Consider the following 26,375-nt stretch of genomic DNA (forward strand, 5'->3'; position numbering starts at 1 on the left):
CTACGACAGAGGTCGGTCTCCCTCATACGCTAAGATGAACCCCATGTGATAGTAAAGGAGCAACTGCACATGCAGCGACTAATGTGTAAAGGCAAAATCCACCGTGCCACCGTCACGGAAGCCGATTTGAACTACGTCGGCAGCATCACGATCGATGGTTTACTTATGCGCAAGGCGAACATCTACCCTTACGAAATGGTGCAAGTGACGAGTCTGCGAAATGCCACACGTTGGAAAACATATGCCATCCCCGCACCGGAAGGCAGCGGCAAAATTGGTCTGAACGGTCCTCCGGCCCATTTGTTCTCCCCAGGCGACCTTGTCATTATTCTAAGCATGGGACTCATGGAAGAAGAGGAGATTGCGAAGCTCAAGCCCCAGGTTGTGTTCGTTGATGAACGCAATCAGGTTCTGCGCGTCGAAGAGCACGATCTCGTTATTCAACAGCAAGAAGCGAAGCGCCATGGCTAAACTGACAACCAGTAAATGGACGAAACACAAAATCCTCCGCCGCATGGAATCGCTCCGCGCCCATCTGCCTGATACGGCTTGGCTCTCAGACAATACGCTTTGGAACATGCTCGACAAGTACAATCAGGTGATCATTAAGCCGACGGGCAGTTACGGCGGCAACGGCGTCATCCGTATCAGCAAAATCGAGCCGGCCTCATACGAAATTCACAATGGCGCCAAGCGTACTTTGCTTAGCGACAAATCCGCCGTTTCCAGCTATGTAAGAAAAAAAACAGGCCGCAACTACATCGTGCAGCAGCGTATTCACCTAGCGACCGTAAAAGGCCGCCCCTTCGATCTGCGCGTCATGGTGCAGCGGCGCCCCGGCGGCTCTTGGCAGGTGACCGGCAAGCTGGCCAAAGTGGCAGGGCGCGGCTATATTGTGACAAACGTCCGGCGCAGCCACGGCCGTGTCGTTTCGCTGCCTTATGCCCTCCGGCATTCGGAGGTGGGCGGCATGAGCGCAGCGCTCACCGCAAAGGTGAATCAAGTCGCGCTTAAAGCCGCGAGACAGCTTCATCCCTCCTATCGCTGGGTCAAAACGATGGGCGTGGATATGGCCGTAGATAAACAGGGGCACGTGTGGATTATCGAGGTTAATTTTGCCCCAATGCTGGAACTTTTTCTGAAACTTGCTGATAAGTCTGCCTACCGCATAATCAAATCATTTCATACCGGCAGGAGAAAACACAATTCCCTGCGCTGAGGCTGAGGAGGTCCTATCATGAAACAACGGGAGCTGATCTGCTCGCGATGTTCAGTCCGACAGCCCTTTCGCTATCACAACATGAAATGCGCTTGCGGCGGCACCTTATTGGTGGACTACGACATCGAACAGATTGCAAATACGTTATCGAAAACCGCTTTGCCCTATCGCTCCCCTTCCATGTGGCGGTATCATGAGCTGCTTCCCGTCTCGGATGAAGCGAATATTGTCTCGCTCGGCGAAGGCTGGACACCGCTGCTGCGCATGCCCGCGTGGGAGCGCAAGCTCCCGCTGGGGCAGCTCTACTTGAAACGCGAGGAGCAAAACCCAACCGGCAGCTTCAAATCGCGCGGCTTCTCCGCCGCGGTGTCGCTGCTGAAGGAGGCCGGCGTGCGCAAAGCCGCCGTGCCTTCCAACGGCAATGCGGCCGGCGCGTTGGCCGCTTATGCGGGGCGGGCGGGCATCGAAGCCTACGTCTTCATTCCGCAGGACTGCCCGCCGCTGATTGTTCAGGAGTGCCCCTTATATGGGGCACATACGTTCTTGGTCGACGGCTTCATTCATGACGCCGGCGCCATCATCGAAGCCGGCGCCGCTGAGCAAGGCTGGTTCAATGTCGGGACCCTGAAGGAGCCCGGCCGGGTCGAAGGCAAAAAAACGATGGGCCTCGAGCTCGCCGAGCAGCTCGGCTGGACGTTCCCGGACGTCATCATCTATCCGACCGGAGGGGGCTCCGGCATTATCGGCATGTGGAAAGCCTATCGCGAGCTTAAAGCGCTGGGCTGGGTCTCCTGCGACATGCCGCGCTTCGTTTGTGTACAAGAAGTGGGCTGCCAGCCTCTTGTTGACAGTGTGTCCCCTCCGGCCGCGGGTGCGCCGGGCGAAACCGACACGGCTGCTGCTGTCGCGCAGCCAGTCACGCCCAACCCGACCGGCATGCGGGTTCCCGCGCCGCCGGATTTGCCGCTGCTTTTGGCGATCGTCCGAGAGAGCGGCGGCACCGCCGTCGCCGTCTCGAAGGAAGAGATCGCTCAGGCGACGCGGCAGCTGGGCGCCCAGGGCATCTCCGCCTCGCCGGAGGGCTCGGCCACCTGGGCGGCCATGCTCCGGCTGTGCGATTCGGGCTGGCTGCGGGCGAAAGACAGCGTCGTGCTGTTTAACACCTCGCACGCCATGAAATACGCGCAGCCTGGTGACGCCACCCGCAACCTGCCTGTGCTCCGCAGCTACACAGACTTCGTGCAGCAGCAGGGACATTAACGCGCTCATGAGTACATGTTCTCCAACGTGAGAGTCCCTGCATTGCCTCTATCTGGTCAGTTAACAGCGTTAATAATTAGATAACAGCAAACTGGAAAACTCCTACTGTTCGGCGAATTTCACCTGCAGCAATCGAAACGCCGAGATCAGCGGGAGTTTTTCCTGTTCAGCTCTATCGCCCTGGATAGAATAAATTCTGAGACACATACAAGTGTTGTTATTTCTATTTGCCCATTCAGCCCTGCTTTCTTGGGAAGCATATATTGGATGGCAGCTAATTCTGAGATATATACAAGCGTCGTTATTTCTTTTTTCCGTTCAGCCCTGCTTTCTTAGGCAGAGTACATTGGATGAAAGCAAATTCTGAGCTACATACAAGTGCTCATTGTAACTTCTCCCGCTTCTTTCATGTTTAACATGGAGAATCCACTTTCTACCTATACCGCCTCTCGGAGCTCCATGCCGCGACCCCTACCCTCATCTCTGAACTCCAGTCCTTGTTCCAACTCTTGTACATACCACAGAATCCACTCTCTACCGATACACCTCTTTCCGGAGCTCCATGCCGCGACCCCCACCCTCATCTCTGAACTCCAGTCCTTCTTCCAACTCTTGCACATACCACAGAATCCGCTCTCCACCGATACACCACCACTTCGAGCTCCATGCCGCGACTCCCACCTCAACTCTGAACTCAAGTCCTTCTTCCAACTCTTGCACATACCACAGAATTCACTCTTCCACGACACTATCGTCGAAAAAAAAGAAGGCACCCTCTTGGGTACCTTCCTCACCTACGGCTTACGCCTCGGACGCGCCTAGATTGTTTTCCTCGTACAAGCGATACATCGCTTGGATCATCGGCTCAGCCGGGTCGCGGTTCAGCAAATATAATGTCATTAAATATTGCAGCGGCAGCGCGCAAGTATTGTTGCCGTCTACGACGGAGATGAATCCGCACTCAAGTACGGGGCCATGTTCTTCGTGAAGCTCCAGATCGACGTAGATTTTCTGGTCGGGGAACTCTTCACGCACAGCGTTTGCGCAATACGGCACGATGTGCTTGTCCAGCAGTTCTTTCGCTTCGTCTTCGGACTGCGGCGGGTTCGGCAGCACATGGCTTTGCTCGCTGCGCAACAGGTCTACGAAGAACGAGGACATCCACAATCCTGCATTCGGATTCGTCTGGAAGTTACGCATCAGCTCGTTCAAGAAAAAACCGACGGCCGTCGACTTCTCGTCTTTTTTCAATGTAAACGCAAACATCGGGCCGAAGCTCGGATTGTTGCCGATTTGGCCTTCCACTTCGTATTCAGGAAATTGTTCCTTCACGACTTCGTTAGTGTGTTGAAACCACGTGAAGATCAGCTGGGCTTTCTCGCGTTCGATGTCTTCCTCGGATGGCGCTTGATTATCGGGCACTTGAGTTTCCAAATCTTTATCTGTCATGGTCGTTAAAGCCTCCTGCATCTTTCATAATGGCACGTATACCTCTATTGTAACGTATTTGACCGCATACAGAAAGCTTATGTTGAATTTTGCTCCCCTGTCAACCAAATTCAGGAAGCGACGACTTTGAGCAAAAGCATACCGATCATTGCAATAGCCAGCCCGGACTGCTCGAGCCGCGAGAATTTATCTTTCACGATAAACCGTGTGTACAGCAAGACAATCAGCACGTTCAGCGCGGCAACGGCCGAGACGAGACCTGCTTTGCCGTGGTCAAACCCGTGAATAATCATGACCATACCCACGACATTCGTGATGCCCACGAGCATGCCGATCAGAAACGTCCGCTTCTCCGACCAAGCGTCTGGCGAAGCAGCGTTCTCCTGTTGCTTGCGTTTATCGCGCCACCACCAGAGCCCGAAGCAAATCGTACCCGTCGTGAACATACAGACTAAAGTTGGAAACAGCGGTGCATCGGCAAGCGTCGTCCATTTGCCTGAAAGATCATTACCCGCAAAGAGGAACAGCGCGAGCAAGCCCCAACCTGCCCCTTGCAAATTGCCAAGCGTGATATCATTGGAGTAGCGCACGCACAGAATGCCAAGTACAATGACGCCAAAAGCCAGCGCCTGCCAAAGATTCAGCTTTTCTCCCCATAAAAAGTAGGCGAATACCACGACCACAACCGACGGGAGTCCGGTTAGAATCGCAACTAATGAGGCTTTGCCAACGGCAAAGCCTTTGAACATGCTGGCGTTCCCGCCGAACGAAAACAAACCCATCTGAACGCCGATCAGGGCCGGCGTCGTCCATGCCGCGCCCGTGATTACCGCGCAGATGAGACTGACAACCGCCCCCATGAAAAAGGTGCCGCACAACAACACATTCCGATTCAGCGACTGCTGACTCGTATAGTGATACAAGATGCCTCGCAAGCCAAAACACAAGGCCGCGAAGACGGAATATAGTAGCCACATAAGATGTCTATACCTCTTTCTACTTCACTTGCCTAATCTTTATTTCTCAGAGACGCCCACGAGAATCGCGTCGCCGCCTGCGGAAATTCGGGCTTCCGCATATTTCACTTTCCCTTCGTATTCCCGGCCGCTGCCTTCGGGGATGAAGTACGTTTCGATCCCATACTCGACCGTGTCGTAGCCGCTTCGCTCCCCATTCAGCCGCACCTCGCCGGGCGCCAACGTCTCGCCCTTTTGATAGGTGCGTTTGTATTCATATACACCTGTCGCCGGATTCGGCGTCAGCACAACCGCCACCTTTCCCTTAAAGGGGCGGCCTTCCACATAACCGACTCTACCTTCCGGCTCGGAAATCGTATAATGCAGACGAATGTAATCGCCTTGCAGTATCGACCGCGGATCAAGCGGCTGAAGCTCCAGCTTCACCAGGGTGCCATGGGAGAGCAGCCATTCGCTTTTTCCAATCTGTAGCCCTAAGCCTACCACCTGGAGCAAAATCACGACGCCGATCAGCAGCGGTTTCACGGCAAGCACGTACGGCGCTTCCACCGTCTCGTCTTGGACTGCACGTTTCCGCTCCAACCACACCGTAGCCGCGAGGATGAGTCCGCCGACAATGGCCAAACTAATCGATTTATGGAGAAGCTTCCACGCCAAATCGTAATATTTGTATACGAGAAACGCCGTCCAGAATCCGATCGACCAGGCGTACATCCATCCCAGCTGCCGTCCTTTCGTCCAGATCGCCGCGACCAGCACCAGGACGAAAAAGATGGCGTTCACAGCATAATACCAGCCGCCCTCTGTAATAAAGGTCAGAATAAAGAGCAGCAGCAGAAAGGTCGGAAAACTGCTGTACAGCAGCGGCCGGCGCAGCGTATCGCGCCTCATCAGCGCGCCTGCGCAGAAGGCCGCCAGAACGAGCACGGTCAAAATGCTGACGACGGTCACGCTGCTCCGGAAAGCGTCTGCGAGAATGAACGTCGTCATCAGCACGGCTGACTCGAAGAAAAATATGCGCTTCAGAAGCCCGCGCTGCAGCGCAAACGCCACCACGATGAGCAGCAGCAAAAAGTACAGCATTGGCGAATTGTTTTTGATTAACGCAGCCCCTGTCGCAATCAGCATGCCGCTGATCATGACAGTATACCTGGCAAGGCTATTGAACTTGTTCAGGAAGAGCATCGCGATAAAAGCGGCAACCCCGTAACCCATGAGCAGATTTTCCGGTTTTTCGATGCTGAGCACGACCGTCACAAGACCGACAAGCGACACGGTGCCGAGCAAAGAACCGATGATAATGACAGCGACTGTCAGCACGTGCACGACCCATTTCGTAAAATCGGACGTGTGGCGCTTCTCGGCGGTTCCCTCCTGAGGAAGTTCTACCTCTGCGTCGGGCTGTGCGCCGCTTGGCTGCCACTGCCGAATATAAGTCATGAACTTCACATTCGCAAAAATGAACACGATAACAAACAGCAGACTGAGCAGGAAAAACCACTCGTTATTGTAATGCATGACCAACTCGAAGTATTTGACGACTATCGCCGCGGATACCCACAGTCCTGCAAACAGTAGATTCAGCTTGCTTGCGGCACGATGCGCATACCAAACCGCAAGGGCAAGCACCGCCGCGAGCACCAAGTTCATCCAAGTGCCGTAATCCTCGAAAATCCACGAGATTGAAACGATTAAACAAGCGCATATCGCAGCTTGGAACGCAAGCCATTTGAGCAGAGGCGACTGCAGCTTGCCCTTTTCAAGCAGTGCGAACAACACACCGTTGCCCAGAGCAAAGCCCAGCCATACAAGCACGTACATGCCTTCATCTTCACTGACGCCGCCCCAACGTGGCAGGAAATACAGACCATAGCTGATATGCGCCAGTATATAGCTCAGCACATAAAACGGCTGCCAGCGCGTAAAAACGCTGAAGAGCAGCGCAGGGATCAGCCAGATCGCAAACAGCCCATAGCTGTCGGCGTGGGAATTGTATGTTTGACCGACAACGGCAACCCCGACGCCGAACGTGATGCAGCTGGCAAATAAGCTTAATTTGCTAAGAAAGGCTCTGCCGGGCTTCCGCGACAACCACACATGCAAGCCGTAGAAGCCCAACATGAGCACGAGTATTGGCGTAATTTTATTAAAACGACTCAGAAGCTCCCAGTTGGAAGCGTAGAAATAGCCAAGCGCCGTCAGCAGCGCGCTGGCGCCTAACACATAACCCAATTGGATCATGACCTTCCCAGATTTCATGCCAATTTCCCCCTCTCGACTTACTCTTATTGTAAGCGAAAAGGACGAAAAGAAAAGTACTATCTATTCCTAGTACCTGATCATTAGCCTAGGTTAGATAGACGACTCAGCTCTGTTTCCGCGTTTGCCAGAGCCCCATGCGAGTGCAGGTAAAGCTGCTCGTAATATCCGTGCTGCGCAAGCAGCTCCGCATGATTGCCCTCTTCGACGATTCGGCCTTGGCTCATGACAATGATGCGGTCTGCGCTCATGATAGTTGAGATGCGGTGCGCAATCACCAGCGTCGTTCTGCCTTCCGCCACGATGTGCAGCGCTTCCTGGATGAGCTGCTCCGTTTTGGAATCAAGATTTGCAGTCGCTTCATCCAGAATGAGCACTTTGGGCTGGAACACGATGATCCGGGCAAATGATATCAACTGCCGCTCGCCGGCGGACAGCCCGCTCCCCCGCTCCGAAATTCGCGTCGCATAGCCATCCTTCATGCGGTTAATCAACGCGTCGGCGCCAACCAACCGGCACGCCTGAACGACCTGCTCTTCGCTGATCGTCTCATCAAACATGCGCACATTGTCGAGGATGCTGCCGGCATATAGGTACGGCTCCTGCTGAACCAGACCAATCGTCCGGTGCAAATCCGCCTGTGCCATCTCTCGAATGTCGATGCCATCGAGCAGGATGCTGCCCTTCTGCACATCGTAGAAGCGGCAGAGCAAGGAGATGAGCGAGCTTTTGCCTGCGCCGGTCGTACCGACGATACCGATCATTTCACCAGGGCGGATGTGAAGCTCGAGATCTGAGATCACTTCCGAATCCTGCAAATAGCCAAAATGCACATGGTTGAAGTGAATGTCCCCTTGAATGTCCGGCAGCGGCTTCAACTGTTCAGTCGCTTTGTCGGTCACTTCCGGCTGTGCCGAGAACACCGTCCAGATCCGGTTCAAGGACACCGTCGTCGACTGCAACGTGTTCCACTGTTGGGTAATGTTGTTGATCGGCTGGAAAAACTGCCGAATGTACGTAATAAATGCGTACAGCACGCCGAATTCAATCGCTTTGTCGAAAACGGCGATACCGCCGATCCACGTAATAAAGGCGACGGACAAGTTGCCGAGAATGTCGAAGGAACGGTTGAACATGACCGACATCCGAATTTCGCGCAAATTCGCCCGGAGATAACTCATATTTTTGTCGGAGAACCGGTCCATCTGTTCCTTTTCCTGGTGAAAAGCTTGAATCAAGTGCATCCCAGACAAATTCTCCGCGGTAAAAGCAACCATCTGTGACAGCTGTGTGCGAGCGTATTGATACGTTCTGCGAATGTATTTGCGGAACAGCACCGCGATCAGCACGATGATCGGGATGACGATCATGCTGTACAGGGTAAGCGTCGGATCCAGATGATACATCATGACAATAATGAATACGAGCGTCATGCTGTCTCGAACGAGACTCAATAAGACCTGGGTAAAAAATGTGTTAATCGTCTCCGTGTCGCTGGACACGTGCGTGATCAGACTGCCACTTGGCGTGCGATCATAGTAGGACATCGATTGCTTGAAAATGTGCGCGAACAAATCTTTGCGGATTTTCGCGACGATGCTTTGGCCGGCAAATTGCAGCAGGTTGTTTTGCAAATACGAGAAAAATAGGGAGCTGAGCGACAGCCCCGCATAAAACAAGCAAATCATCACAATCGCTCGGTAATCGTTTTTCCCGATCATCAAGTTGTCGTCAATCGCGATTTTGACGAGGTAAGGCTGGAACAGGTCGGCCGCGATGCCCAGTAACGCACAGGCCACGACACCGGCAAACGTCCAGCCGTGTGGCTTCGCATACGAAGCCAGGAAACGGAACGAGCTTCCCGCTTCTTTAAAACTTTGAGCATCGCGTTTATTCCGCTTGGACATCTTCAGCCCCTCCTTCTTGTATCGCATAGAGTTCAGCATACAAGCCGTCTTGGGCGAGCAACTGCTCGTGCGTGCCGCGCTGGACGATGCGACCTTCATGCAGCACGATGATTTCATCCGTATGCTTCAAGGCAGAAATACGATGGGCAATCCAGATGGTCGTCTTGCCCCTCCGCTCCTTGCGAATCGACTCGATAATATGTTTCTCCGTCACGGAGTCGACGGCGCTGACGCTGTCGTCGAGAATCATGAGCGGCGAGTTTTTGATAATGCCGCGCGCAAGACTTGTGCGCTGGCGCTGACCGCCGGACAAGGTGACGCCGCGCTCGCCGAGCTTGGTGTCAAATTTTTCCGGAAACGATTTGATGCTTGGTAAAATTTGCGCTTTCTTCGCCGCCCGTTCCACGGATTCGAGCGGCAATTCTCTTTTGTAGAACGCGATGTTATCCCGGATGGTGGTGGAGAACAGGAAGCCCTCCTGCGGCACGTAGGCGATCTGATTCCGCAAGCTCTCAACCGTTACATCGCGGATATCGCTGTCGCCGATGTACACCGTTCCCTCCGGCGGGTCGTAGATGCGCAGCATCAGCTTCATCAGCGTCGATTTGCCGCTGCCGGTTTTGCCGATGATGCCGATCGATTTTCCGGGCTCAATCGTCAGCGAAATATCGTGCAGGACTTCATCCTCGTCGTCCGGATAGGCGAAGGTCAGATGCTCGATGCGAATCTCCTCTTGGTCCAGGTGCGTTGGCAGCGCATCGTCTTTTTGTTTGATTTCCGGCTCCAGCGTGAGCAGCTCGTTGATTCGCTCCAGCGAAGCTTTGGAACGCTGCAGGGCGTTAATGACGCGTCCGATTTGCTGCAACGGATTCACCATCATCCGAATATATAGCGTCAGCTCTACGAAAGAGCCGATGGAGATGCCGCCGTGAATCGTCAAGTAGCCGCCGAACGCGATCGCCACGATGAGGGACAGCGCCCCTAGAAACGGAATCAGCGCTTCGAACAGCGAAGACAGCCGCACCAGCCGAAGCTGGTTATCCCGAATCCGGTCGACCGTGTCTCCGAAGCGGCGTTTCATGATGTTTTCGACCGCGAATTTTTTGGTGACGCGGATGCCGCCGAACTGCTCCTCGGCCGATTCTGTCATTTTGCCTAGAGATTCCTGAACCCGCAGCGAACGCTCCTTGATCACGGGCTGGAACTTTACTGACAGCACCGGGATGAGCAAAAGCGGTAAAATGCTGACCAAGATCACATACAGCGGAATCTGGCTGAACATCATCGTCACGATCACCGCCCCGATCAGAATGACCGAGTTGACGACCTGGTTAATGCCCATCGAGATGGACTCGCGTACGACGGTGACGTCGTTCATCACATAGCTGAGCAACTTGCCGACCCCGTTGTTGGAATAGAACGTCGCCCCGAGCTTCGTAAAATGATCGAACAGCCGATTCCGCGCTTCGAACTCAAACCGCCGGCCGCTGCGCATGATCAAATACTGGCCGATCGCCGCCAGTATGCCGTAGGTTACCCCAATTAGCAGCAATTGCAAGCTATAGCTCACGATGAGCGACTTGCTGAGCCCACCTTTTTGAAGCTCGTCGGTAAACGCGCCCAGCAGCTTCGGATAATACGAATGTACGATATTCCCGATCGAAATGAGTAAAGCTGCTGTCACATACAACGGCCATCTTTTCATCAGAAAATCGATAAGTAACCGTGTAGGTTTCAAAGGTCATCACTTCCTATGTTGGTTTATGCGCTCTTCTTCAGTCGTACTGCCTCCCGGACTTGAATTCCCCTTTCAGTATACGCCGATTTATAGGCACTTCCTATATCTGAAATTGACGTTATAATAGGATAAATAGCGTATCTTTACTTAGGCATATGCTGGGAGGAGCCTTCACATGGAATTTATTTTGGATCGGATGGAAACGAAAATCGAATGGTTTCAAGCCTACGATCTGCACGCGATCGAACGACAAATTAACGAGCAAATCGAGAACAATAAAGCGCTGCTGCTGGACGTGCATGCAATTTCGCATCACGTCGTCTTTGACCCGAACGCCGGCAAAATGCTGTACAGTGCCGTCGTGCATTTTAAAGCGAAATCGGCCGTGTAGTAAAATAAACGGCTTACGCCGTCCTCTAAGGGACGAGTGCGTTTATCAAAAATATAAGCCGATGGAGCAAGTGAAACTTCTGCAATCTTATATTTCGGAAAAAGCGCGCTAAAAGACCACTCTCATCTCAGAGAGTGGCCTTTGTTTTTTAAAGACCCATCATGAACTGCATGGTGATTTCGCTGAAACCAGGCAGCCCTTCATGACCGAAATCCGGATAAATCTCGAGGCGTTTCGGCGCCGTAATTTTGTTGTAAGCCGCAAACTGCGTGGACGGCGGGCATACGGTGTCGACGAGGCCGACCGCCATGACGACTTCGCCTTGAATGCGGTTCGCCAAATTTTGAATATCGATATAGCCAAGCTTGGTAAAATACTCCTCTTCACGCTTATGCTGCGGATCGTGGCGGCGGAAAAAGTCCTTAAGTTCCAGATACGCGTCCTTTGCCAAATCCATGTCCCAAACGCGTTTGTAATCGCTCAGAAACGGATAAACCGGCGCCAGGCGCTTGATGCGTGGTTCCAATGCCGCACAAGCAATCGTCAGTGCACCGCCTTGCGAACCGCCCATGGCGCCTACGCGCGCCGGATCGACTTCCGGCATGCTCATCGCGATGCCCGCAAGCTGCGCTGTGTCCAGGAAAATGTCACGGAACAACAGGTTGTCCGGATGGTCGTCGAGTCCGCGAACGATATGACCGCGCAGCGTTGTGCCTTTGACCCCGCCCACATCTTCGGACAGACCGCCTTGGCCCCGGCAATCCATGGAGAAGAACGAGTAACCGAGCGCGGCATACGGCAGTTTGTCAGTCCAGTCGCCTGAGTTTCCGCTGTAGCCGTGGAACTGGACAATCGCCGGATGCGGTTCCGTCGCGTGCTTGGGACGTATATATTTGGCGTAAATGCGCGCGCCCTTGACCCCTGTGAAATAAAGATCGAAGCATTCCGCGAACGGAACTTGGAACTCGCTTGGAATCAGCTCGATTTGCGGATCGACGGCTTTCATCTCCGCAATCGCACGTTCCCAGTACGCGTCAAAATCTGCCGGACGCGGGTTCACGCCCTCATACTTCAGAAGTTTCTCCAATGGCATATCAACTGTTGGCATGATGTATCCTCTTTTCTATAAATTAAGCGACCGTATATGCTTCAAAGCAGACGGCAATGCCGTTAATGCTTCGCTGAGGTGCCGATGATGGGCCGCTTTCAAAAACGATAGTGTCACCTGACGTATTGGTGTATGCGATGTTCAATTGGCCTTCGGCCGTCAACGAAAATTGCGGCTGTTTGTCCTGCAGGTAGGCCGCCAGCGCTTCGACTGTGTCAGCGCCTAGGGCAGAAGCTGCGCCAACCTCGATTACTTCGACAACGACAGCGTTGCGGATTCCTTCACTGCGCACCGAGCAGCGATCAGCCAGCACCTCACGGATATACGGCTGCATCAGGTATACCGCTAGGTAGACATTTCCGCAGCGCCCAAATAAGGCGTTCCCGCACTCCGTCCACTCACCGAGCGGCAGGCAGCCTTTGATGTACGCCGGTTTGTCAGCCGGAATGTCATAGGCGGCAAGCACCGTTCCCCGATGGAAACAAACTTCGCTATATTCACTCTGGTGACGGTAGTCCCCAGGCGCTTCTTGATCCGGATGGAAAAAATAGGCATGGTTCACACCCAGCACGCTGTCCAGCGGAAGCGCGACATCCCAGCGGTGCTGCTCGTTGTCAAACTCGCGTACCCGCTCGTAGATGCCGCCGACGGCTGCATGCTCAGTCCGGTAGACGTAGCTGTGCAGGTGGTCGCCCGGCAGGTCGCGGCTGTCATGGCCTTTCGGTAGGAGGCGCCGAATTTCCACGGCTTCCTGGCGCTCTAAAGCGAGCTTGCGCGTAGCTGCATTCGCTTCATAAGCCAGGAAGCCTGCATACTCGGTGCGCGGCATCGCCTCCGGCAGCGTAAAATCACCGAACTGCACGTAATCGTGCAGCACGTTCGTATCCTGCGGCATGTCGTGCGGCCAAATGCGCGAGTGCGGACCGATCCAGGCGCCGCCGAGATAATACGTCGCGCGATACTGCCAGAGCCAGTCGAGAAGCAGGCCCAGCTCCTTGCGCACCGCCTGATCCTGCATCAGCGTCCATGCGCATGTATACGCCTGCACCCAGTGCCAGAACCACGGCAGCGCGCCGTATTCCGGCATGCCTTCCGTCGTTACCCGGCGGTAGGTCGCCCGCAGGCTTTGCACGCCGTCCTCGAACAGTGCGCTGTCTTGATAGCGCTGTCCGAAAATCAGCTTCGCCGCCGTATACTTCGCTTCGTGGTGATTATAGTGATCCATCGGCTTGCGATAGAAATGGCCTCTATAGACATGGAAAAGGGCCTGCTCCATGGTATCTTTCAGCTCTCCGCTCATCTGCTGAGCGTAGCGGTCTGTAAAATACACCATCAAGCTGCCCATCAATTCTACAGGGAGCGTGTTCTTGGACGCCTCTTGCGGCGTCGGGCGTAAATTCAACGGCCAGTGACTGTAGGTGGAGCTTGCCGGCTGCTGGTCTTGGAGAGCGATAACGCGGATAAGAACCCGCTCCGCTTTCTCCTTGGCTTCCTTCCGATCGCCGTCAAAAGCAATCGCCGGATTCACCGCTGCGGCAAACAAATAGGACGCATAGTAGAAATTGTCCCGAATATCATTCTCGAATAAATACCCGTGGCTGAACTCGGGCTTGTGAAACGCTGCAGCCGCAATACGGGCTGTCAGTTCGTCCTGACGCTGCTGCAAACTCGTCGTCACTGCTGTCATCTCCTCGATCATCTCCTTGATAACGTTTTCGAAATTCGGTCCGTTATCGCAGTAAAGTGCTGAAACGTTTCATAACTAAGTTTAAAACGAAATGGATGGAGCGTCAATGCAAACGTTTTGCATCGAACGGCCAGCCTCCGGCCGCAGAAAGTTATCCACAATTACCGTTTAGGGTTCCTCGTGGATAACTTTCTGAAGGGAGGCGTAAAAAAGCGCCGGTTCCCCTTGGAAACCAGGCGCTCTTTTCTGCTATTCCTTGTAGGCGGAATCGATGGCAACCGTTTGGCCGGCCCATACCTTTTGCGCCGTCCATGACGCATCTTCGGCTTGCCAGAACGGATCGCTCTTGGGCAAGCCGAGCGGCAGGAACACAGCCGAGCACAGGTACAGGCTGCCCGTGGAAATGTACGGCTCGCCGACCTCGGGCTGGTGGCCGCACAGGCCGATACGCAGCCAGCCGTTCTCGTCGAACGTGCCAGGCGCTTCAATCAGCCGGCGGATGACCGCGGTGAGCGCGCAGCGCACTTGCGCCGGCGCGACCTCCCGCGGCAGCTCGCCGCGCAGCGACGTTTGCGCGAGCGACTGGAACGCGCCGAAGCGATACGCGAGGGAGCGGCCGATCGGCGGGAACGTGCCCTCCGGCGAAATCATGCGCTCCTGCACCGCCGCGTAGCGCTGCGCTCTGGCGATGAGCTTCGCGCGCATCTCGCCCCATTCTGCATACTCGCCGCCAACCTGGTCGATGATGTCCACCAGCATTGGCTGGATCACGAAGGCGTTGTAGTAATCCGCGTGGTACTCGACCCCGTCTCCGTAGAGACCGTCGCCGAGGTACCACTGCTCATGCTGCTTCAGCGCGTAGTCGACGCGCATGTGGTCCCAGTCTTCGCCCATGAGGCGAAGCGCGGTTTCCGTCATGGCTGCGAACAGCAGCCAGTTGTTGAAGCCGGGCTTGCGCGTCCGCGACGCTTTCAGCCCTTGCACGAGATTGCGCTGCACGCGCGGCTCGAGCCCGCGCCACAGCGCGTTCGGCGCACGCAGAATCGCGTGCGACAGGAAAGCTGTGTCCACGATCGGCTGAAAGCCCGTGGCGAAGTTCAAGAAGTCCGGCGACTCCGGGTCTGTCGCCGCATCCATCGCCTCCTGCGCCAGTTTCACATAGCGCAGGCGCAGCTCCTCTTCCGCGGCATCGTGCGCGGGCTGCTCCAGCCATGGCGCAATGCCGACCAGCGTGCGGCCGAACGCCTCCAGATGCGTGTACGAGGCCTGCTCTTCTTTTTTGCATTCCACCGGCATCGTGGCACGGAGCTTGCGGTTCGCCAGCGCTTCCAGCACGGGACCGGCGATTCGCTGCATCGTGGATAGCCAGTATTCGCGCGTTTCGCTCAGCTTACTCATACCAGTACCCGTGAATACCTTTCTCTAGACGAACAAGTGCTTCCAAGAAGTAGTAGTCGCCCCAAATCATATAATCGTCCGGTGCTGCACCGCCGCGCACGCTGTAAGAGCCGCGTTCGATAAAGCCTTGCGCGTCTTTCGGGCTGGTGTAGGACTTGATCAGGCCTGTCATCGATTTTTGAATGCCTTCTTCCAAGAATGCGCGGTCCGGATCATCGGCGGCCAGGTGTTCCAAAATTTCAAGCGCTCCTGCGGATGCAATCGCGGAAGCCGAGCTGTCGCGTTTGGTTTCTGCGTTGACCGGCGCGTTGAAATCCCAGTACACAACGTTGTCTTCCGGCAAACGCTCGAAGAAGTAGCGAGCCAAACGTTTCGCAGTTTCGAGGTAAAGCGGGTTTTTCGTGTAGCGGTAGGAAAGTGCAAAACCGTAAATACCCCAAGATTGGCCGCGCGTCCATGTGGAACCGTCGCTATACCCTTGGTGTGTGCCGCCGCGCAGCGGTTCGCCGTTCTCTTGGTCGAAGTAGAACGTATGATAGGAAGAATCGTCACCGCGCACCAAATAACGGCGGCTGAGATCCGCATGAATTTCTGCAACTTCTCTGTATTTCGGATCGCCGGTTACGTCGGAAGCCCAATACAGCAGCGGAAGATTCAGCAAGCAGTCGATAATAATGCGTCCGCCGTTATCCGGATGTCCTTCCGGTCCCCAAGCCTGGATATATTGGCCTTTCGGTCTCCAACGCTTCATCAGCACATCCGCGGCTTGAATTGTAAGTTGCTTCGCAGCCTCATCTCGCTCAATAATCCACTGTGCTTTCGAGGACAGGGAATACAAGAAACCGATGTCATGGTGCTCCAACGCCACATTGTTCTCAATTCTTTGTTTAAAGCTTGCCACGGTGCGCTCAGCTGCCGCTTTGAAGGCCGGGTCGCCGGAATATTGGTAGCTCAGCCATAGAATCCCCGACCAGAAGCCGTCAGTCCATTCATTATTTGGATTGAGATGATACGTATCGTTCTCACTGACGTGCGGGAACTGGTCGCCGAAACGTTCAATGTTCAATTTCGTTTTGTGCAGAGCTTCTTCAATCGCTTGTTTCCACATGGGTTAGGTCACTCCATCTACATGAATTTGGTTGTTTCCCGTTCGATAAAAGAGAGCGGAACCTCGAACTCGCGTTCCTCTGTACTCACATCCTGCCGCCCGAAGGCATGCAGCAGCTTATTAATCGCGGTTCCCGCCTGCAGCGGGTATGGAATGCTCCAGCTGGATATAGCGGGATAGCTGATCTCCGCCATAATGTCGTTGTTGATCCCGGTGATTTGAAGCTGTTCCGGGATGCGGATGCCTAGCTTGTTCGCGGCGGACACGACCTTCAATGCGATAACGTCATCGAAAGCGACGAGGCCGATGCGTTCCGAAGCGCTGGCTATGCTGTCTTTCAAGAATGCTTCGAGATCGACTTCCCAGTTGTCGACAACTTGGTAGGGGATCTCCCGGCCAAGCAGCGCAAGTCCGGCATGAAAGCCTTGCAGACGCTGCTCGTTAATGACGCCTGAGCGTTTGCTGCCAACATAAATGAGCCAATCGCATCCTCGTTCCGCGAGTAATTTCACAGAATCCCGGCACGCGCCGGCAAAACCGAGATTTGCGGCGCCGACCGCAATATCCGCCGGCCAGCCCCAGCCGTTGATCATGACAAGCGGTGTCCCGTTGTTGACTAAGGAGCGGGTGGAGTCCTGCCCCATCGCCAGACCGTGACAGATCAGACCGTCGACGCGCCGCTGGAGCAGCACCTCAATATTTTTACGCTCAATCAAGGGGTTGAACCAGCCGGACGTGAACACCGACAAATGATACCCGGCATTGTAGGCTTCAAGCTGTAAGTATTCCGCAAGGTTCCCGTAGTATCCGCCGAAAGAAGGAATAATGAGACCGATTTCAAATGTTTTGCTGCGGCTCAGACCGGCGGCGACCGTGTTGCGGCGGTAGCCGAGCTGCTCGGCAGCCTGTTCGACTTTGCGGATCGTCTCTTGGGACGACCTGATTCCACCTCGATTCAACACATTGGAGACGGTGGCAATCGAGACGCCAGCGGCGGCAGCCACTTCTACAATTGTGACAGGTTTGGATTTGGTCATGGATTCAACTCCGTTAATGTGTTAAACGTTTAACTTCCCTTTTAGCTTAATGTGAAACGTTTAACCTGTCAAGTCTGAATTGGCGACATTTCCCTTCTCTAAGGGTTGCCGCTCAAGGCATCTAGTTAGGCGAAGAGTGCTGGATAGACGCATTCCTGCGAATCTGGATACAACTTAGGGACTTGTCCAAGAAGAGAAGGAAATTCCTGCAGAAAGGCAGGCTTTTTCCAAAATAAGGGCGGTTTTCACCGAATACCTGCGAAAAGGCAGTTTTTTAGGCCAAACTCGCTCCACAAAGGGAATTACGATGAAAATCCCTGCTTTTTCGCAGGCATTTCATCCTACCAGATCAGGAACGAGGAAAATTCCTGCCTTTTCGCAGCTTTGATTAGGAACGACCTGGAATAGAGGTTGAGCCGATGGAAGATTACCATTCGTGCACGAATCGGCACATTTCCGACTGTGCGGGATTCGTCACATTTGCCCTGCATCTTTTTCAGAAAAAAAATAAAACCAATCTGCAACTCGCTACGTAATACTAAGCAAGCTTACATTCTTCATGACCAGGGAGGTTTCTTGCTTATGACAATGACACTTACATTCCGCCCCAACGTTTCGATCCGTGATGCGATCTCTGAGATCGTCTGGTATCTAAGGAAGAAACGCAGAGCGTAAAGCGTGACGTTGAAGCCCCTGCCAAATACGAACGCCCTTGATGTGCTGCTGCAGCAGCGATCAAGGGCGTTTCTCGTTCTTTTACAGTGCGGCCCCGGAGCCGCCGTCGATATTCACCGACGTGCCGGTGACATAGGAGGCCGCGTCCGACACGAGGAATGTGATCACGTTCGCCACCTCCTCGGTGTCTCCGATCCGGCCAAGCGGGATGTTATGCCGCGGCTCGCGGGCAAACTCATCCCACGTCAGCTCGGGCGCGACGCGCTTCCACACCTTCTCGATCTGATCGCTGCGGATCAGCCCGATGCCAACTGTGTTCACGCGGATATTATCCTTCGCGAGATCCTTGCTCATCGCCTTCGTCAGCGCCATGCCCGCTGCGCGACTGACCGTCGTCGGCAAGGAAGACGCCGCAGGCGTCTTGGCCGCCGAGGTCGTGATATTGACAATGGCGCCGCCGCCCGCCTGGCGCATATGCGGAATCGCATAGCGGGAGCAGAACACCGCTCCGAACAATTTTAAATCCAGATCCTGCTGCCACAGCTCCGTCTCCACCTGCTCAAACGGCTTCGCATTCGCCGTCCCGGCATTGTTGACGAGAATATTCAGGCTGCCGAACTCTGCGACCGTTTTCTCCACGGCCCGCTGGCAATCCGCTTCGCTCGTGACATCCGCCCGAATCGCCAGCACCTCGCCTTCCGTCAAATTGGCGATCTGAATGGCGGCCTCCTCCAACTGCTCTTCATTGCGCGCAACAATCGCGACTTTGACCCCTTCGCGCGACAAAGCAATCGCCGTCGCAAGACCGATGCCCCGGCTGCCTCCCGTAACTAGTGCGACTTTCCCCTGTAATCCCAGCTCCATTGTGCTCGCTCCCTCTGTTAGGGCGTGTCTGAAAACCCGCTCAGGGGCATCTTTCACCACCTTTTCGCCCCCTGCGGCGTCACTTTCGCTTGACGTACCCCCGGTACGCCTTCACAAAAGTTCCTTGCATGGAACGAAAATTCGGCAAAATCTGCGGCCCTCGGAGCATTCAGACTCGCCCTAGGTATTTCCGTAGAATAACGTTCTCTCAAAGCATACTCCATTCAGGCAGATATTTTCAAATTTAACCAAAGCGCGATCGCAAAAAAAAAGACCCCGGCTCCCCCACTAGGGAAGTCGAGATCCTTCTTTTTCTATTGATTCAAATATACCGCTTTGCCGGTACGGGCCGATTCATAAATCGCTTCAAGAATTTGCGAGACGGCAAACGCTTGCTCCGGCGTAACCACCGGCTCCGTATCCGTGTCGATCGCATGGATCCAAGCGCGCATTTCAGCGTCAGCCGCGCTTTCCGTCTTGCCGTCGTAGAAGGCAACGCCACCGGCGTTCAGTTCCACTTCCGTCGTGTACAGACGGCTGTGCTTCTCGCCGTTGAGGCGCAGGCCGCCTTTCATATCGGCGCCGCCTTCCGTGCCGCTCAGCGAGCATTTCGCCTCATCGACCTCCAGTGTGTTCAGCGCCCAGCTAGATTCGAGCATGATGGTTGCGCCATTTTCCATGACGATCATACCGAATGCGGAATCTTCCACGGTGAATTTGCTTGGATCCCATGGTCCCCAGGCATTGGCAGCGTTTTCGGTGGAAGACAGCTCATGATATTTCGTGCCGAGTACAACTTTCGGCTTGTAGTTATCCATCATCCAGAGCGTAAGATCAAGCGCGTGCGTGCCGATATCGATCAGCGGTCCGCCGCCTTGCTTCTCTTCGTCCAGGAATACGCCCCATGTCGGTACTGCACGGCGGCGAATCGCATGCGCTTTCGCGAAGTAAATGTGCCCCAGCCCGCCTTCGGCACAAATGTTTTTCAAATGCTGGCTGTCCGGACGGAACCGGTTGTTGTAACCAACCGTCAGCTTTTTGCCAGTACGTTTCGCGGCTTCAACCATCGCTTGGGCTTCGGCAGCTGTCTTCGCCATAGGCTTCTCGCACATCACATGCTTGCCAGCTTCCAGTGCAGCGATGGAAATCTCAGCGTGAGAAATGTTAGGCGTCAGGACGTGGACGATGTCGATGCTCGCGTCCTTCAGTACGTCGCGGTAATCTTCGCAGACAACAGCGCCTTCAGCGCCATATTTCGCTGCAGCCGTTTCCGCCCGTTCAGGCACGATATCGCAAAACGCGACCAGTTCTACATTGTTTAATTTCGCAAGGCTTGGCAGATGTTTGCCGTTTGCAATACCTCCGCAGCCGATAATGCCAATACGATACTTACGTGACATGATGATACCTCCAGCTTAGTTTAGGGTAGTTATCTAATATAAAGACATCTGTCCTAAATGTAGCATAGGTAATCGTGCAATTTTAGTGTGAGTTTCGGACAGCAAAGGTCAGAAATAGCGACACGCATTCGCAACAAAAAAAATAGAGAGCCCTTTCAGGCCCTCCAACTGTGTGCACCGCTATTCATGAGATAACTTCCGTTTGGCTTCCTCTAAATATCCCCGATACAGCTCAGCCCGGTCCGGCTGTTCTTCCACGAGCGCCTCATAGTAACGAGCGACCTTCTGAAAATAGTGCGCATGCGTATCGATGGAAGGTACGAGCCGGTACGGCTCCCAGCGATACGTATCGACCCGGAAAGCCTGCCCCTGCTCCCGCAGCCAAATCGCCAGCTCGAACACGCCGTCCAGCACGCCTCTTGCCGGCATATCCTCGACTTCCAGATGATGGTACGTCGTGCCGTACGGAATGAGCCGTTGGAACCCCGTCTCCGTCCAGGAAACAATGTCCAGTTCCGCTGCCGAACCATCGTCCCGCTGCCAGCCGATGATGAGGTCGCAGCCCTCCTTGCGGGAAACCGGCGCCGCGATAAAATCGCGCAGCCCCTGCTGCCTGCCCGTCGCCGCCGAGCCGATCGGAAACCAGTTGCCGCCATATTCCTTCAATGAAAATAAATAAGTGCCGTCCAAATAGCGATACATCGCCGTAATTTCCGGCTGTCCATCGCGGTCCACGTCGCCGTACAGAATAGCCGCTGGATTCCCGTCCTGAAGCAGCGTGACGATTTCGGCCTCCTCGGGAATGCAGCTGCGGACGAGCGCAATAAAGTCAATCGACGCCTGACTCATGGTATCCCTCTTTTCGCCTCAGTTTCTCACCTGAGTATATGCAAAAAGGGACTTGACCCATGAGCCGAATCTCCGCGCTCTTGTCCGTCTAGGCGCTGCCGCGCTGGTACGATTCCAGCAGGTGATCGCACTGGATGAAGCGCACGGTGCGGGTATGCGCGCGCATGATGACGGAATGCGTCTGCGCCCGCGCTTCCTTGCTGAACTTCACGCCTTGCAGGAAATCCCCCGGCGTGACGCCCGTTGCGGCGAAATAAATATCCGCTTCGCCGACCAGCTCCTTCAGGCCGAGCACCTTGGCCGGATCGGCAATGCCCATCGCACGGCAGCGGGCGAGCTCGCTTTCGCCATCCGGCAGCAGCCGGCCCTGGAAGTCGCCGCCCAGGCATTTGAGCGCTGCCGCCGCCAGTACGCCTTCCGGCGCGCCGCCGGAGCCGACGTGCAGGTCGACGCTCGTGCCTGGGAAGGCCGTCGCCAAAGCGCCAGCAACGTCCCCGTCGCTGAGCAGGTAGATTTTGACCCCAAGCTCGCGGAGGGTGCTGATTTGCGTAAGATGGCGCGCGCGATCGAGAATGGAAACCGTCAGCTCGCTGATGTCCTTATTCAGCCAAGCGGCAGCTTTGCGAATCGTCACATCGAGCGGATCGTCCAGGTGGAGGCCCGCCTGGGCAAGCGCCGGTCCGACGGCCAGCTTCTCCATGTACATATCCGGGGCGTGCAGCAGATTGCCTTTTTCTGAGACAGCTACAACAGACAGCGCATTGTTGCGGCCGCTCGCCACAATATCCGTGCCCTCCAGCGGATCGACCGCTACATCGAACTCCGGACCCGTGCCGCTGCCGACGGGCTCGCCGATGTACAGCATCGGCGCCTCATCCATTTCTCCCTCGCCAATCACCACCGTGCCGCGAAAAGGCACCTCGCCAAACGTAGTCCGCATCGCGGACGTCGCCGCCCCGTCAGCCTGATGCTTGTTGCCCTTCCCGGTCCAGTACGCCGAAGCGATCGCTGCCGCCTCCGTCACCCTCACAATATCCAACGACAAATCTCTCAGCATGGGCTCCACTCCTTTTATTTTTAGTATCGGTCCGCCAGAATAATCCCTGCGGTCTCTTCAATTGCTTTCTCACTGACATCTACCGTCATGCATCCCAACTTCTTGTATAGTTCATGTGCGAACGCCAGTTCCTCCTCGATCCGCGCCATTGTGGCATACTTGGCCCCGAACGGAAGTCCGACCGCTTTGAGCCGCTCCGTGCGAATCGCCATCAGCTTGTCGGGATGCATCGTCAGTCCCACGAGCTTTTTCGGATCCAGCTCATACAAAATATCCGGCGGCTTCACCTCAGGAACGAGCGGGTAGTTCGACACCTTGTAGCCTTTATGCGCCAAATACATGCTCAGCGGCGTCTTGGACGTGCGCGAAGGCCCGATCAGTACGATATGCGACTGCTTCATCAAGCTCGGATCTTTGCCGTCATCGCTGTTCACCGTGAACTCTACGGCTTCCACGCGTTGGTAATACTTTTCATCCAGCTGATATAAAAGCCCCACCTTACGGCTCGGCGAATCTTTGAACGTATCGATAAATGCCTGCATCATCGGCCCCATAATATCAATCGCGTTGACATTCAGCCGAAACGCTTCCTGCCGCATCATCTCGCGCAGCTCCGGCAGCACCAGCGTATACGCGATAAAACCGCCCGCACGATCCGCTTCCTCCACGATGTGCCGAACTTCATCCTCGGTGCGGATGGAACCGAATCTTTTCACAACAACCGTACTTGCGCTGAATTGCCGAATCGTAGCTTGAACGACCGTATTAGCCGTTTCTCCTACGGAATCCGAACAAACAAAAATCGTTTTCTCCCCCATGCCTCTTCCCCCTGATTACGTTCCCAGTGCTACGTCCAGCAGCAATTTGGTCATTGTTGTTTTGGTAATTCGCCCTGCGACTTCGTTATGCTCCTGCCCGGGAACGCTCGTCACAACCGGCAGCGTATCCACTTCGTGGTGGATGAGCTTGCGCGCCGCCTCAAGCACACTGTCTTCCGGACCGACGGTGAACAAGTTCGGATGCCTGGTCATGACCATGGATACCGGCATTGCGCTAGTGGCCGTCTGCCCCAAAGATACTTTCAGCAAATCCTTGCGGGAAACGATCCCTACCAACGCTCCCTCCTGGTTCACGATGAGCAGGCTCCCCACATTTTCAAGGAATAGCGTAACGATGGCATCGCTGACCGTCCCCGTCTCCCGCATGACGACCGGAATGCTCATGACGTCCTTCACTTTCAGCGTCTCGATCGCTTTATACGGCGACTGCACCTCCTGCTCCGCTGTCCCCAGGAAGTAACCGACCTTCGGCTTGGCATCAATATGGCGCAGCATCACCAACACCGCAAGATCGGAGCGAATCGTCGGCCGACTCACCCCCAGCAGTTCGGCAATCCGTTCTCCCGTAATCGGCGCGAATTTGGCCACAAGCTCGATAATCTCTGTTTGACGTACTGTTAACTCGATTGAGACTCCCTCCTTCATGCAAAAGAACGTCCTAATCCCTATATAGTATGTTCTATTAATTATATATTGTACATTATATATGCTGTTTCAGAAATAATAAAGGTCTTATAACCTAAAAAATAAAAAAACCTCTCACCCGACCGCTCATCGGATAAAAGGTTTTAGAAGAAAAAGGCGATGCCCAGCATTCCGGCCAACACGAGCACGGCAAGCGGATGCAGCTTGAACTTGATCACGGCGACGAACGAGCCTGCGGCGATGAGCAGGGCTCCGATCTGATGCCAGGTGATGGCGAAGTGAATCGGTTCGATCGCAGACAATCCGAAATGGATCGCCGCAAACACGATGAGACCAGTCACGACCGGCTTCAGCCCGTAGAACGTGGCTTGAAACCATGGACTGCGATGCCATCTGGCAATGAACACGGCCAACACCAGCACGATGACCACCGATGGCAAAATCATACCGAAAGCCGCCACCAACGCGCCGGGAACGCCTGCCGTGTAATAGCCGACGAGCGTCGCGCTGTTCGTGGCGATCGGTCCCGGACTTGTGCCGGCGAGCACAAGCACATGCTGAAATGCGTCGGCCGACAGCCAGCCGTGCTTCTCGACCTCCTGCGCGATCATCGGCAGCATCGCATAGCCGCCGCCGAAGGAGAGCAGTCCGATTTTCAGAAAGGTAAGGGCTATCTGCAAATAAATCATGCGCCCTCCCCCTATATGCCGTCTGCGAAGAAATAATCCGCGTGCGGGTTCTCGAGCTCAGGCTCAGGCTGCTTCGCAGCAGCCTGCGGCTGTTCCTCGCGCCTCATACGGAGTTTCCGGCGCAGATGTTTGTGGAGCAGCATCGTCAGTCCTCCGACAGCCATGCCCAGCACGATCAGTACGGCCGGTGAAATCGGAAAAATAAGCAAAGCGGCGACGGTCACCACCATGATTAGAAACGTCACACTATCGATGATGGAAGCTTTCGCCATTTGATAAGCCGCCGCTGCAATGAAGCCGATGATGGCCGCATTCATGCCTTGCAGCGAAGCCTGCATTTTCGGAAAATCGCTCAGCCACACGTAAGCCAAGCTCAGCGCCAGCACGATTAGAAACGTCGGCAAGGTGATGCCGATGACCGCCAGCAGCGCCCCCCGCACTCCCGCAAGCCGATGGCCCGTCAGAGCGGAAATGTTGACGCCGACACCGCCCGGCGCCGCCCCGGCAACCGTGAGCAGCTCCGCCATCTCCTCGTCCGACAGCCATTTGCGTATGTGCACCACCTCCCGCTGAATCGCAGGCAAAATGGCATAGCCGCCCCCGAACGTCAGCGGGGAGATGCGGGCGAACGTCCAACCGATGAGGAGCAATTGTCGTAGATTTCTCATGATGTTCGGCTCTCCTCTCCTTCTACTTAATTCTATTTTGGAGGAAAGAGACGAAGAAGTCGAATCAATAATACTCATTCGCGTCGACGAATTTACTTATAATTCGGGATGAACGTCACGAAACCATGGTACTCTGCCTGGATAGGCAAGCGGCTATTTTGCTCATTCTGAAACAAACGTTTACCGATAGTGCGCCAGTACCCAGCATACCTTATTGCGATCGGTAACGATGGCGAGCAGTCCGTTGAACGGTGCCTCATAAACTTCCGTATTGATGGTTCCTTCGTCAGCAAGCATCCCGTATATTTGCCGGTAGGCTTCATCTGTCTCGATGCGCAGAAATACTCTGACATAGTCGCCTTGCTGATCAGGCTTAGCCGCCTGCACGTCCGCAAACTTCAAAACCATGCTTCCCACGTGGAGATCCGCATTGAAGACAGCCTCACCTTGCTTACGCAGAATGTGGACTTCACCTCCAAAAATGCGCTGATAATACAAAATCTCATCTTTACAATTCTCCAGGACAATAAAAGGAATAGCTTCCATCAGGGGGTCCCTCCTCCAAATTAATGTGAGTTGTCATCCGATTCTGTGAGATTGCTCAGTACCGTATCCAGCAGCCGGATCAGCAGGTCATATTCGCTGTCGGAGATGCCTTTGCGCGTCTTCTCCTTCACGCGATTGAGCGCTTCCTGAACTTTCGGGACAACGTCGGCGCCAGCTTCCGTCAGATACAGCAGATGATAGCGATTGTCGAGCGGATCTGGCTCTCTTCTCACATAGCCCTCTGATTCCAGCTTTGCAATGGCCTTAGCCGTGGTCGTTTTGTCGATGTACAGTTTCTCGCACAGCGCCTTTTGCGTTGTGGACTGCCCGGAAGCAATCGCCATCAAAAAGATGTACTGACCGCTACCGATCCGATACGGAGCCAGTTCAGCCGAAATGATGACCTGCATATGTCGATAGATCGCAGAGATGTACTGACCGTGCGAAGCTTCGCTACGAGGTTCCCTGCTCCAATTGTGATTCACAAGAACTTCCTCCTCTCTCCCTTTCAATTAGGGTGCTATTGCAACTAATTTCATCATAAGCCAAATAGGATGCTATTGCAACTATTTTTTCGGAAAAATCGCCTACCCGAGCCGACAAAA

24 protein-coding genes are annotated in these 26,375 nt (G+C 54.6%); 4 read left to right on the forward strand and 20 right to left on the reverse strand.

Annotation, left to right across the window (positions count from 1 at the left end):
- The first annotated feature begins 69 nt into the window (after nucleotides 1-69).
- From panD to ABE504_RS07850, 3 genes are read left to right on the forward strand one after another with little or no spacing between them, the layout of a single operon-like run.
- The gene (gene panD, locus ABE504_RS07840; protein WP_430086730.1) at nucleotides 70-471 is read left to right on the forward strand and encodes an aspartate 1-decarboxylase; all 402 of its coding nucleotides are present in this window, start codon (nucleotides 70-72) and stop codon (nucleotides 469-471) included.
- Nucleotides 464-1,219 carry a YheC/YheD family protein gene (locus tag ABE504_RS07845; RefSeq protein ID WP_430086733.1) on the forward strand — a complete coding sequence of 252 codons (756 nt, stop codon included), beginning with the start codon at nucleotides 464-466 and terminating at the stop codon, nucleotides 1,217-1,219. The genes panD and ABE504_RS07845 overlap by 8 nt, the downstream gene beginning before the upstream one ends.
- 18 nt (nucleotides 1,220-1,237) lie before the next feature.
- Nucleotides 1,238-2,479 (forward strand): threonine synthase, encoded by a 1,242-nt coding sequence (locus ABE504_RS07850; RefSeq protein ID WP_430086736.1) that lies wholly within the window; start codon nucleotides 1,238-1,240, stop codon nucleotides 2,477-2,479.
- 801 nt (nucleotides 2,480-3,280) lie between these two features.
- Here the strand turns inward: ABE504_RS07850 and ABE504_RS07855 are convergent.
- From ABE504_RS07855 to ABE504_RS07875, 5 genes are all read right to left on the reverse strand, one after another.
- Entirely contained in the window at nucleotides 3,281-3,928 is a 648-nt protein-coding gene (locus ABE504_RS07855) for a hypothetical protein (RefSeq protein WP_430086738.1), read from the reverse strand.
- 110 nt (nucleotides 3,929-4,038) lie between these two features.
- Nucleotides 4,039-4,905 (reverse strand): DMT family transporter, encoded by an 867-nt coding sequence (locus ABE504_RS07860; RefSeq protein ID WP_430086740.1) that lies wholly within the window; start codon nucleotides 4,903-4,905, stop codon nucleotides 4,039-4,041.
- A 39-nt stretch (nucleotides 4,906-4,944) separates the two neighbouring features.
- On the reverse strand, nucleotides 4,945-7,164 hold the full coding sequence (locus ABE504_RS07865; protein ID WP_430086743.1) for a GDYXXLXY domain-containing protein: 2,220 nt from the start codon (nucleotides 7,162-7,164) through the stop codon (nucleotides 4,945-4,947).
- Nucleotides 7,165-7,247: 83 nt separating this feature from the next.
- Complete coding sequence (locus tag ABE504_RS07870) at nucleotides 7,248-9,071, reverse strand: ABC transporter ATP-binding protein (RefSeq protein WP_430086746.1); 1,824 nt, start codon at nucleotides 9,069-9,071, stop codon at nucleotides 7,248-7,250.
- On the reverse strand, nucleotides 9,055-10,809 hold the full coding sequence (locus ABE504_RS07875) for an ABC transporter ATP-binding protein (protein ID WP_430086749.1): 1,755 nt from the start codon (nucleotides 10,807-10,809) through the stop codon (nucleotides 9,055-9,057). Before ABE504_RS07875 ends, ABE504_RS07870 begins: the two co-directional genes overlap by 17 nt.
- A 175-nt stretch (nucleotides 10,810-10,984) precedes the next feature.
- On the opposite strand from ABE504_RS07875, the gene ABE504_RS07880 reads away from it, so the two are divergent.
- Complete coding sequence (locus ABE504_RS07880) at nucleotides 10,985-11,200, forward strand: YrzA family protein (protein WP_430086752.1); 216 nt, start codon at nucleotides 10,985-10,987, stop codon at nucleotides 11,198-11,200.
- Between the two features lie 148 nt (nucleotides 11,201-11,348).
- Here the strand turns inward: ABE504_RS07880 and ABE504_RS07885 are convergent, their stop codons facing one another.
- The 15 genes from ABE504_RS07885 to ABE504_RS07955 form a co-directional block, all read right to left on the reverse strand.
- A complete protein-coding gene (locus tag ABE504_RS07885; RefSeq protein ID WP_430086755.1) occupies nucleotides 11,349-12,308 on the reverse strand; it encodes an acetylxylan esterase in 960 nt (319 codons plus the stop codon).
- A gap of 22 nt (nucleotides 12,309-12,330) precedes the next feature.
- Nucleotides 12,331-13,995, reverse strand: coding sequence for a hypothetical protein (locus tag ABE504_RS07890; RefSeq protein WP_430086758.1), 1,665 nt, complete (start codon nucleotides 13,993-13,995; stop codon nucleotides 12,331-12,333).
- 249 nt (nucleotides 13,996-14,244) lie between these two features.
- On the reverse strand, nucleotides 14,245-15,393 hold the full coding sequence (locus ABE504_RS07895) for a DUF2264 domain-containing protein (RefSeq protein ID WP_430086761.1): 1,149 nt from the start codon (nucleotides 15,391-15,393) through the stop codon (nucleotides 14,245-14,247).
- Nucleotides 15,386-16,501, reverse strand: a complete 1,116-nt coding sequence (locus ABE504_RS07900) for a glycoside hydrolase family 88 protein (protein WP_430086764.1) — start codon at nucleotides 16,499-16,501, stop codon at nucleotides 15,386-15,388. The genes ABE504_RS07895 and ABE504_RS07900 overlap by 8 nt, the downstream gene beginning before the upstream one ends.
- A gap of 17 nt (nucleotides 16,502-16,518) precedes the next feature.
- Entirely contained in the window at nucleotides 16,519-17,538 is a 1,020-nt protein-coding gene (locus tag ABE504_RS07905; protein ID WP_430086767.1) for a LacI family DNA-binding transcriptional regulator, read from the reverse strand.
- Between the two features lie 756 nt (nucleotides 17,539-18,294).
- Nucleotides 18,295-19,077, reverse strand: coding sequence for an SDR family NAD(P)-dependent oxidoreductase (locus tag ABE504_RS07910; protein ID WP_430086770.1), 783 nt, complete (start codon nucleotides 19,075-19,077; stop codon nucleotides 18,295-18,297).
- Between the two features lie 314 nt (nucleotides 19,078-19,391).
- Nucleotides 19,392-20,477, reverse strand: a complete 1,086-nt coding sequence (locus tag ABE504_RS07915; RefSeq protein ID WP_430086773.1) for a Gfo/Idh/MocA family protein — start codon at nucleotides 20,475-20,477, stop codon at nucleotides 19,392-19,394.
- A 180-nt stretch (nucleotides 20,478-20,657) separates the two neighbouring features.
- Nucleotides 20,658-21,326 (reverse strand): hypothetical protein, encoded by a 669-nt coding sequence (locus tag ABE504_RS07920; protein ID WP_430086776.1) that lies wholly within the window; start codon nucleotides 21,324-21,326, stop codon nucleotides 20,658-20,660.
- 88 nt (nucleotides 21,327-21,414) lie between these two features.
- A complete protein-coding gene (gene glpX / locus ABE504_RS07925; RefSeq protein WP_430086779.1) occupies nucleotides 21,415-22,383 on the reverse strand; it encodes a class II fructose-bisphosphatase in 969 nt (322 codons plus the stop codon).
- 20 nt (nucleotides 22,384-22,403) lie between these two features.
- The gene (locus ABE504_RS07930) at nucleotides 22,404-23,201 is read right to left on the reverse strand and encodes a pyruvate, water dikinase regulatory protein (RefSeq protein ID WP_430086782.1); all 798 of its coding nucleotides are present in this window, start codon (nucleotides 23,199-23,201) and stop codon (nucleotides 22,404-22,406) included.
- A gap of 15 nt (nucleotides 23,202-23,216) precedes the next feature.
- Nucleotides 23,217-23,867: a helix-turn-helix transcriptional regulator gene (locus ABE504_RS07935; RefSeq protein WP_430086785.1), complete on the reverse strand. Its 651-nt coding sequence runs from the start codon at nucleotides 23,865-23,867 to the stop codon at nucleotides 23,217-23,219.
- Between the two features lie 143 nt (nucleotides 23,868-24,010).
- Nucleotides 24,011-24,556: a chromate transporter gene (locus ABE504_RS07940; protein WP_430086787.1), complete on the reverse strand. Its 546-nt coding sequence runs from the start codon at nucleotides 24,554-24,556 to the stop codon at nucleotides 24,011-24,013.
- An 11-nt stretch (nucleotides 24,557-24,567) separates the two neighbouring features.
- The gene (locus ABE504_RS07945) at nucleotides 24,568-25,224 is read right to left on the reverse strand and encodes a chromate transporter (RefSeq protein ID WP_430086790.1); all 657 of its coding nucleotides are present in this window, start codon (nucleotides 25,222-25,224) and stop codon (nucleotides 24,568-24,570) included.
- Between the two features lie 180 nt (nucleotides 25,225-25,404).
- On the reverse strand, nucleotides 25,405-25,770 hold the full coding sequence (locus ABE504_RS07950) for a VOC family protein (protein WP_430086793.1): 366 nt from the start codon (nucleotides 25,768-25,770) through the stop codon (nucleotides 25,405-25,407).
- A gap of 20 nt (nucleotides 25,771-25,790) precedes the next feature.
- Entirely contained in the window at nucleotides 25,791-26,255 is a 465-nt protein-coding gene (locus ABE504_RS07955) for a MarR family winged helix-turn-helix transcriptional regulator (protein ID WP_430086796.1), read from the reverse strand.
- Nucleotides 26,256-26,375: the final 120 nt, after the last annotated feature.

The sequence above is a fragment of the Paenibacillus oryzisoli genome, assembly GCF_050467285.1.
Lineage (GTDB): Bacteria > Bacillota > Bacilli > Paenibacillales > NBRC-103111 > Paenibacillus_E > Paenibacillus_E oryzisoli_A.

What these genes read in the sequence shown, in the direction of transcription:
- ABE504_RS07895 (WP_430086761.1), bottom strand. Translation starts at nt 15,393, where the DNA reads ATGAGTAAGCTGAGCGAAACGCGCGAATACTGGCTATCCACGATGCAG.
- ABE504_RS07890 (WP_430086758.1), bottom strand. Translation starts at nt 13,995, where the DNA reads ATGACAGCAGTGACGACGAGTTTGCAGCAGCGTCAGGACGAACTGACA.
- ABE504_RS07930 (WP_430086782.1), bottom strand. Translation starts at nt 23,201, where the DNA reads ATGGGGGAGAAAACGATTTTTGTTTGTTCGGATTCCGTAGGAGAAACG.
- ABE504_RS07860 (WP_430086740.1), bottom strand. Translation starts at nt 4,905, where the DNA reads ATGTGGCTACTATATTCCGTCTTCGCGGCCTTGTGTTTTGGCTTGCGA.
- ABE504_RS07880 (WP_430086752.1), top strand. Translation starts at nt 10,985, where the DNA reads ATGGAATTTATTTTGGATCGGATGGAAACGAAAATCGAATGGTTTCAA.
- ABE504_RS07855 (WP_430086738.1), bottom strand. Translation starts at nt 3,928, where the DNA reads ATGACAGATAAAGATTTGGAAACTCAAGTGCCCGATAATCAAGCGCCA.
- ABE504_RS07915 (WP_430086773.1), bottom strand. Translation starts at nt 20,477, where the DNA reads ATGTCACGTAAGTATCGTATTGGCATTATCGGCTGCGGAGGTATTGCA.
- glpX (WP_430086779.1), bottom strand. Translation starts at nt 22,383, where the DNA reads ATGCTGAGAGATTTGTCGTTGGATATTGTGAGGGTGACGGAGGCGGCA.
- ABE504_RS07850 (WP_430086736.1), top strand. Translation starts at nt 1,238, where the DNA reads ATGAAACAACGGGAGCTGATCTGCTCGCGATGTTCAGTCCGACAGCCC.
- ABE504_RS07870 (WP_430086746.1), bottom strand. Translation starts at nt 9,071, where the DNA reads ATGTCCAAGCGGAATAAACGCGATGCTCAAAGTTTTAAAGAAGCGGGA.
- ABE504_RS07865 (WP_430086743.1), bottom strand. Translation starts at nt 7,164, where the DNA reads ATGAAATCTGGGAAGGTCATGATCCAATTGGGTTATGTGTTAGGCGCC.
- ABE504_RS07900 (WP_430086764.1), bottom strand. Translation starts at nt 16,501, where the DNA reads ATGTGGAAACAAGCGATTGAAGAAGCTCTGCACAAAACGAAATTGAAC.
- ABE504_RS07920 (WP_430086776.1), bottom strand. Translation starts at nt 21,326, where the DNA reads ATGAGTCAGGCGTCGATTGACTTTATTGCGCTCGTCCGCAGCTGCATT.
- ABE504_RS07845 (WP_430086733.1), top strand. Translation starts at nt 464, where the DNA reads ATGGCTAAACTGACAACCAGTAAATGGACGAAACACAAAATCCTCCGC.
- ABE504_RS07910 (WP_430086770.1), bottom strand. Translation starts at nt 19,077, where the DNA reads ATGGAGCTGGGATTACAGGGGAAAGTCGCACTAGTTACGGGAGGCAGC.
- ABE504_RS07950 (WP_430086793.1), bottom strand. Translation starts at nt 25,770, where the DNA reads ATGGAAGCTATTCCTTTTATTGTCCTGGAGAATTGTAAAGATGAGATT.
- ABE504_RS07885 (WP_430086755.1), bottom strand. Translation starts at nt 12,308, where the DNA reads ATGCCAACAGTTGATATGCCATTGGAGAAACTTCTGAAGTATGAGGGC.
- ABE504_RS07905 (WP_430086767.1), bottom strand. Translation starts at nt 17,538, where the DNA reads ATGACCAAATCCAAACCTGTCACAATTGTAGAAGTGGCTGCCGCCGCT.
- ABE504_RS07940 (WP_430086787.1), bottom strand. Translation starts at nt 24,556, where the DNA reads ATGATTTATTTGCAGATAGCCCTTACCTTTCTGAAAATCGGACTGCTC.
- panD (WP_430086730.1), top strand. Translation starts at nt 70, where the DNA reads ATGCAGCGACTAATGTGTAAAGGCAAAATCCACCGTGCCACCGTCACG.
- ABE504_RS07935 (WP_430086785.1), bottom strand. Translation starts at nt 23,867, where the DNA reads ATGAAGGAGGGAGTCTCAATCGAGTTAACAGTACGTCAAACAGAGATT.
- ABE504_RS07945 (WP_430086790.1), bottom strand. Translation starts at nt 25,224, where the DNA reads ATGAGAAATCTACGACAATTGCTCCTCATCGGTTGGACGTTCGCCCGC.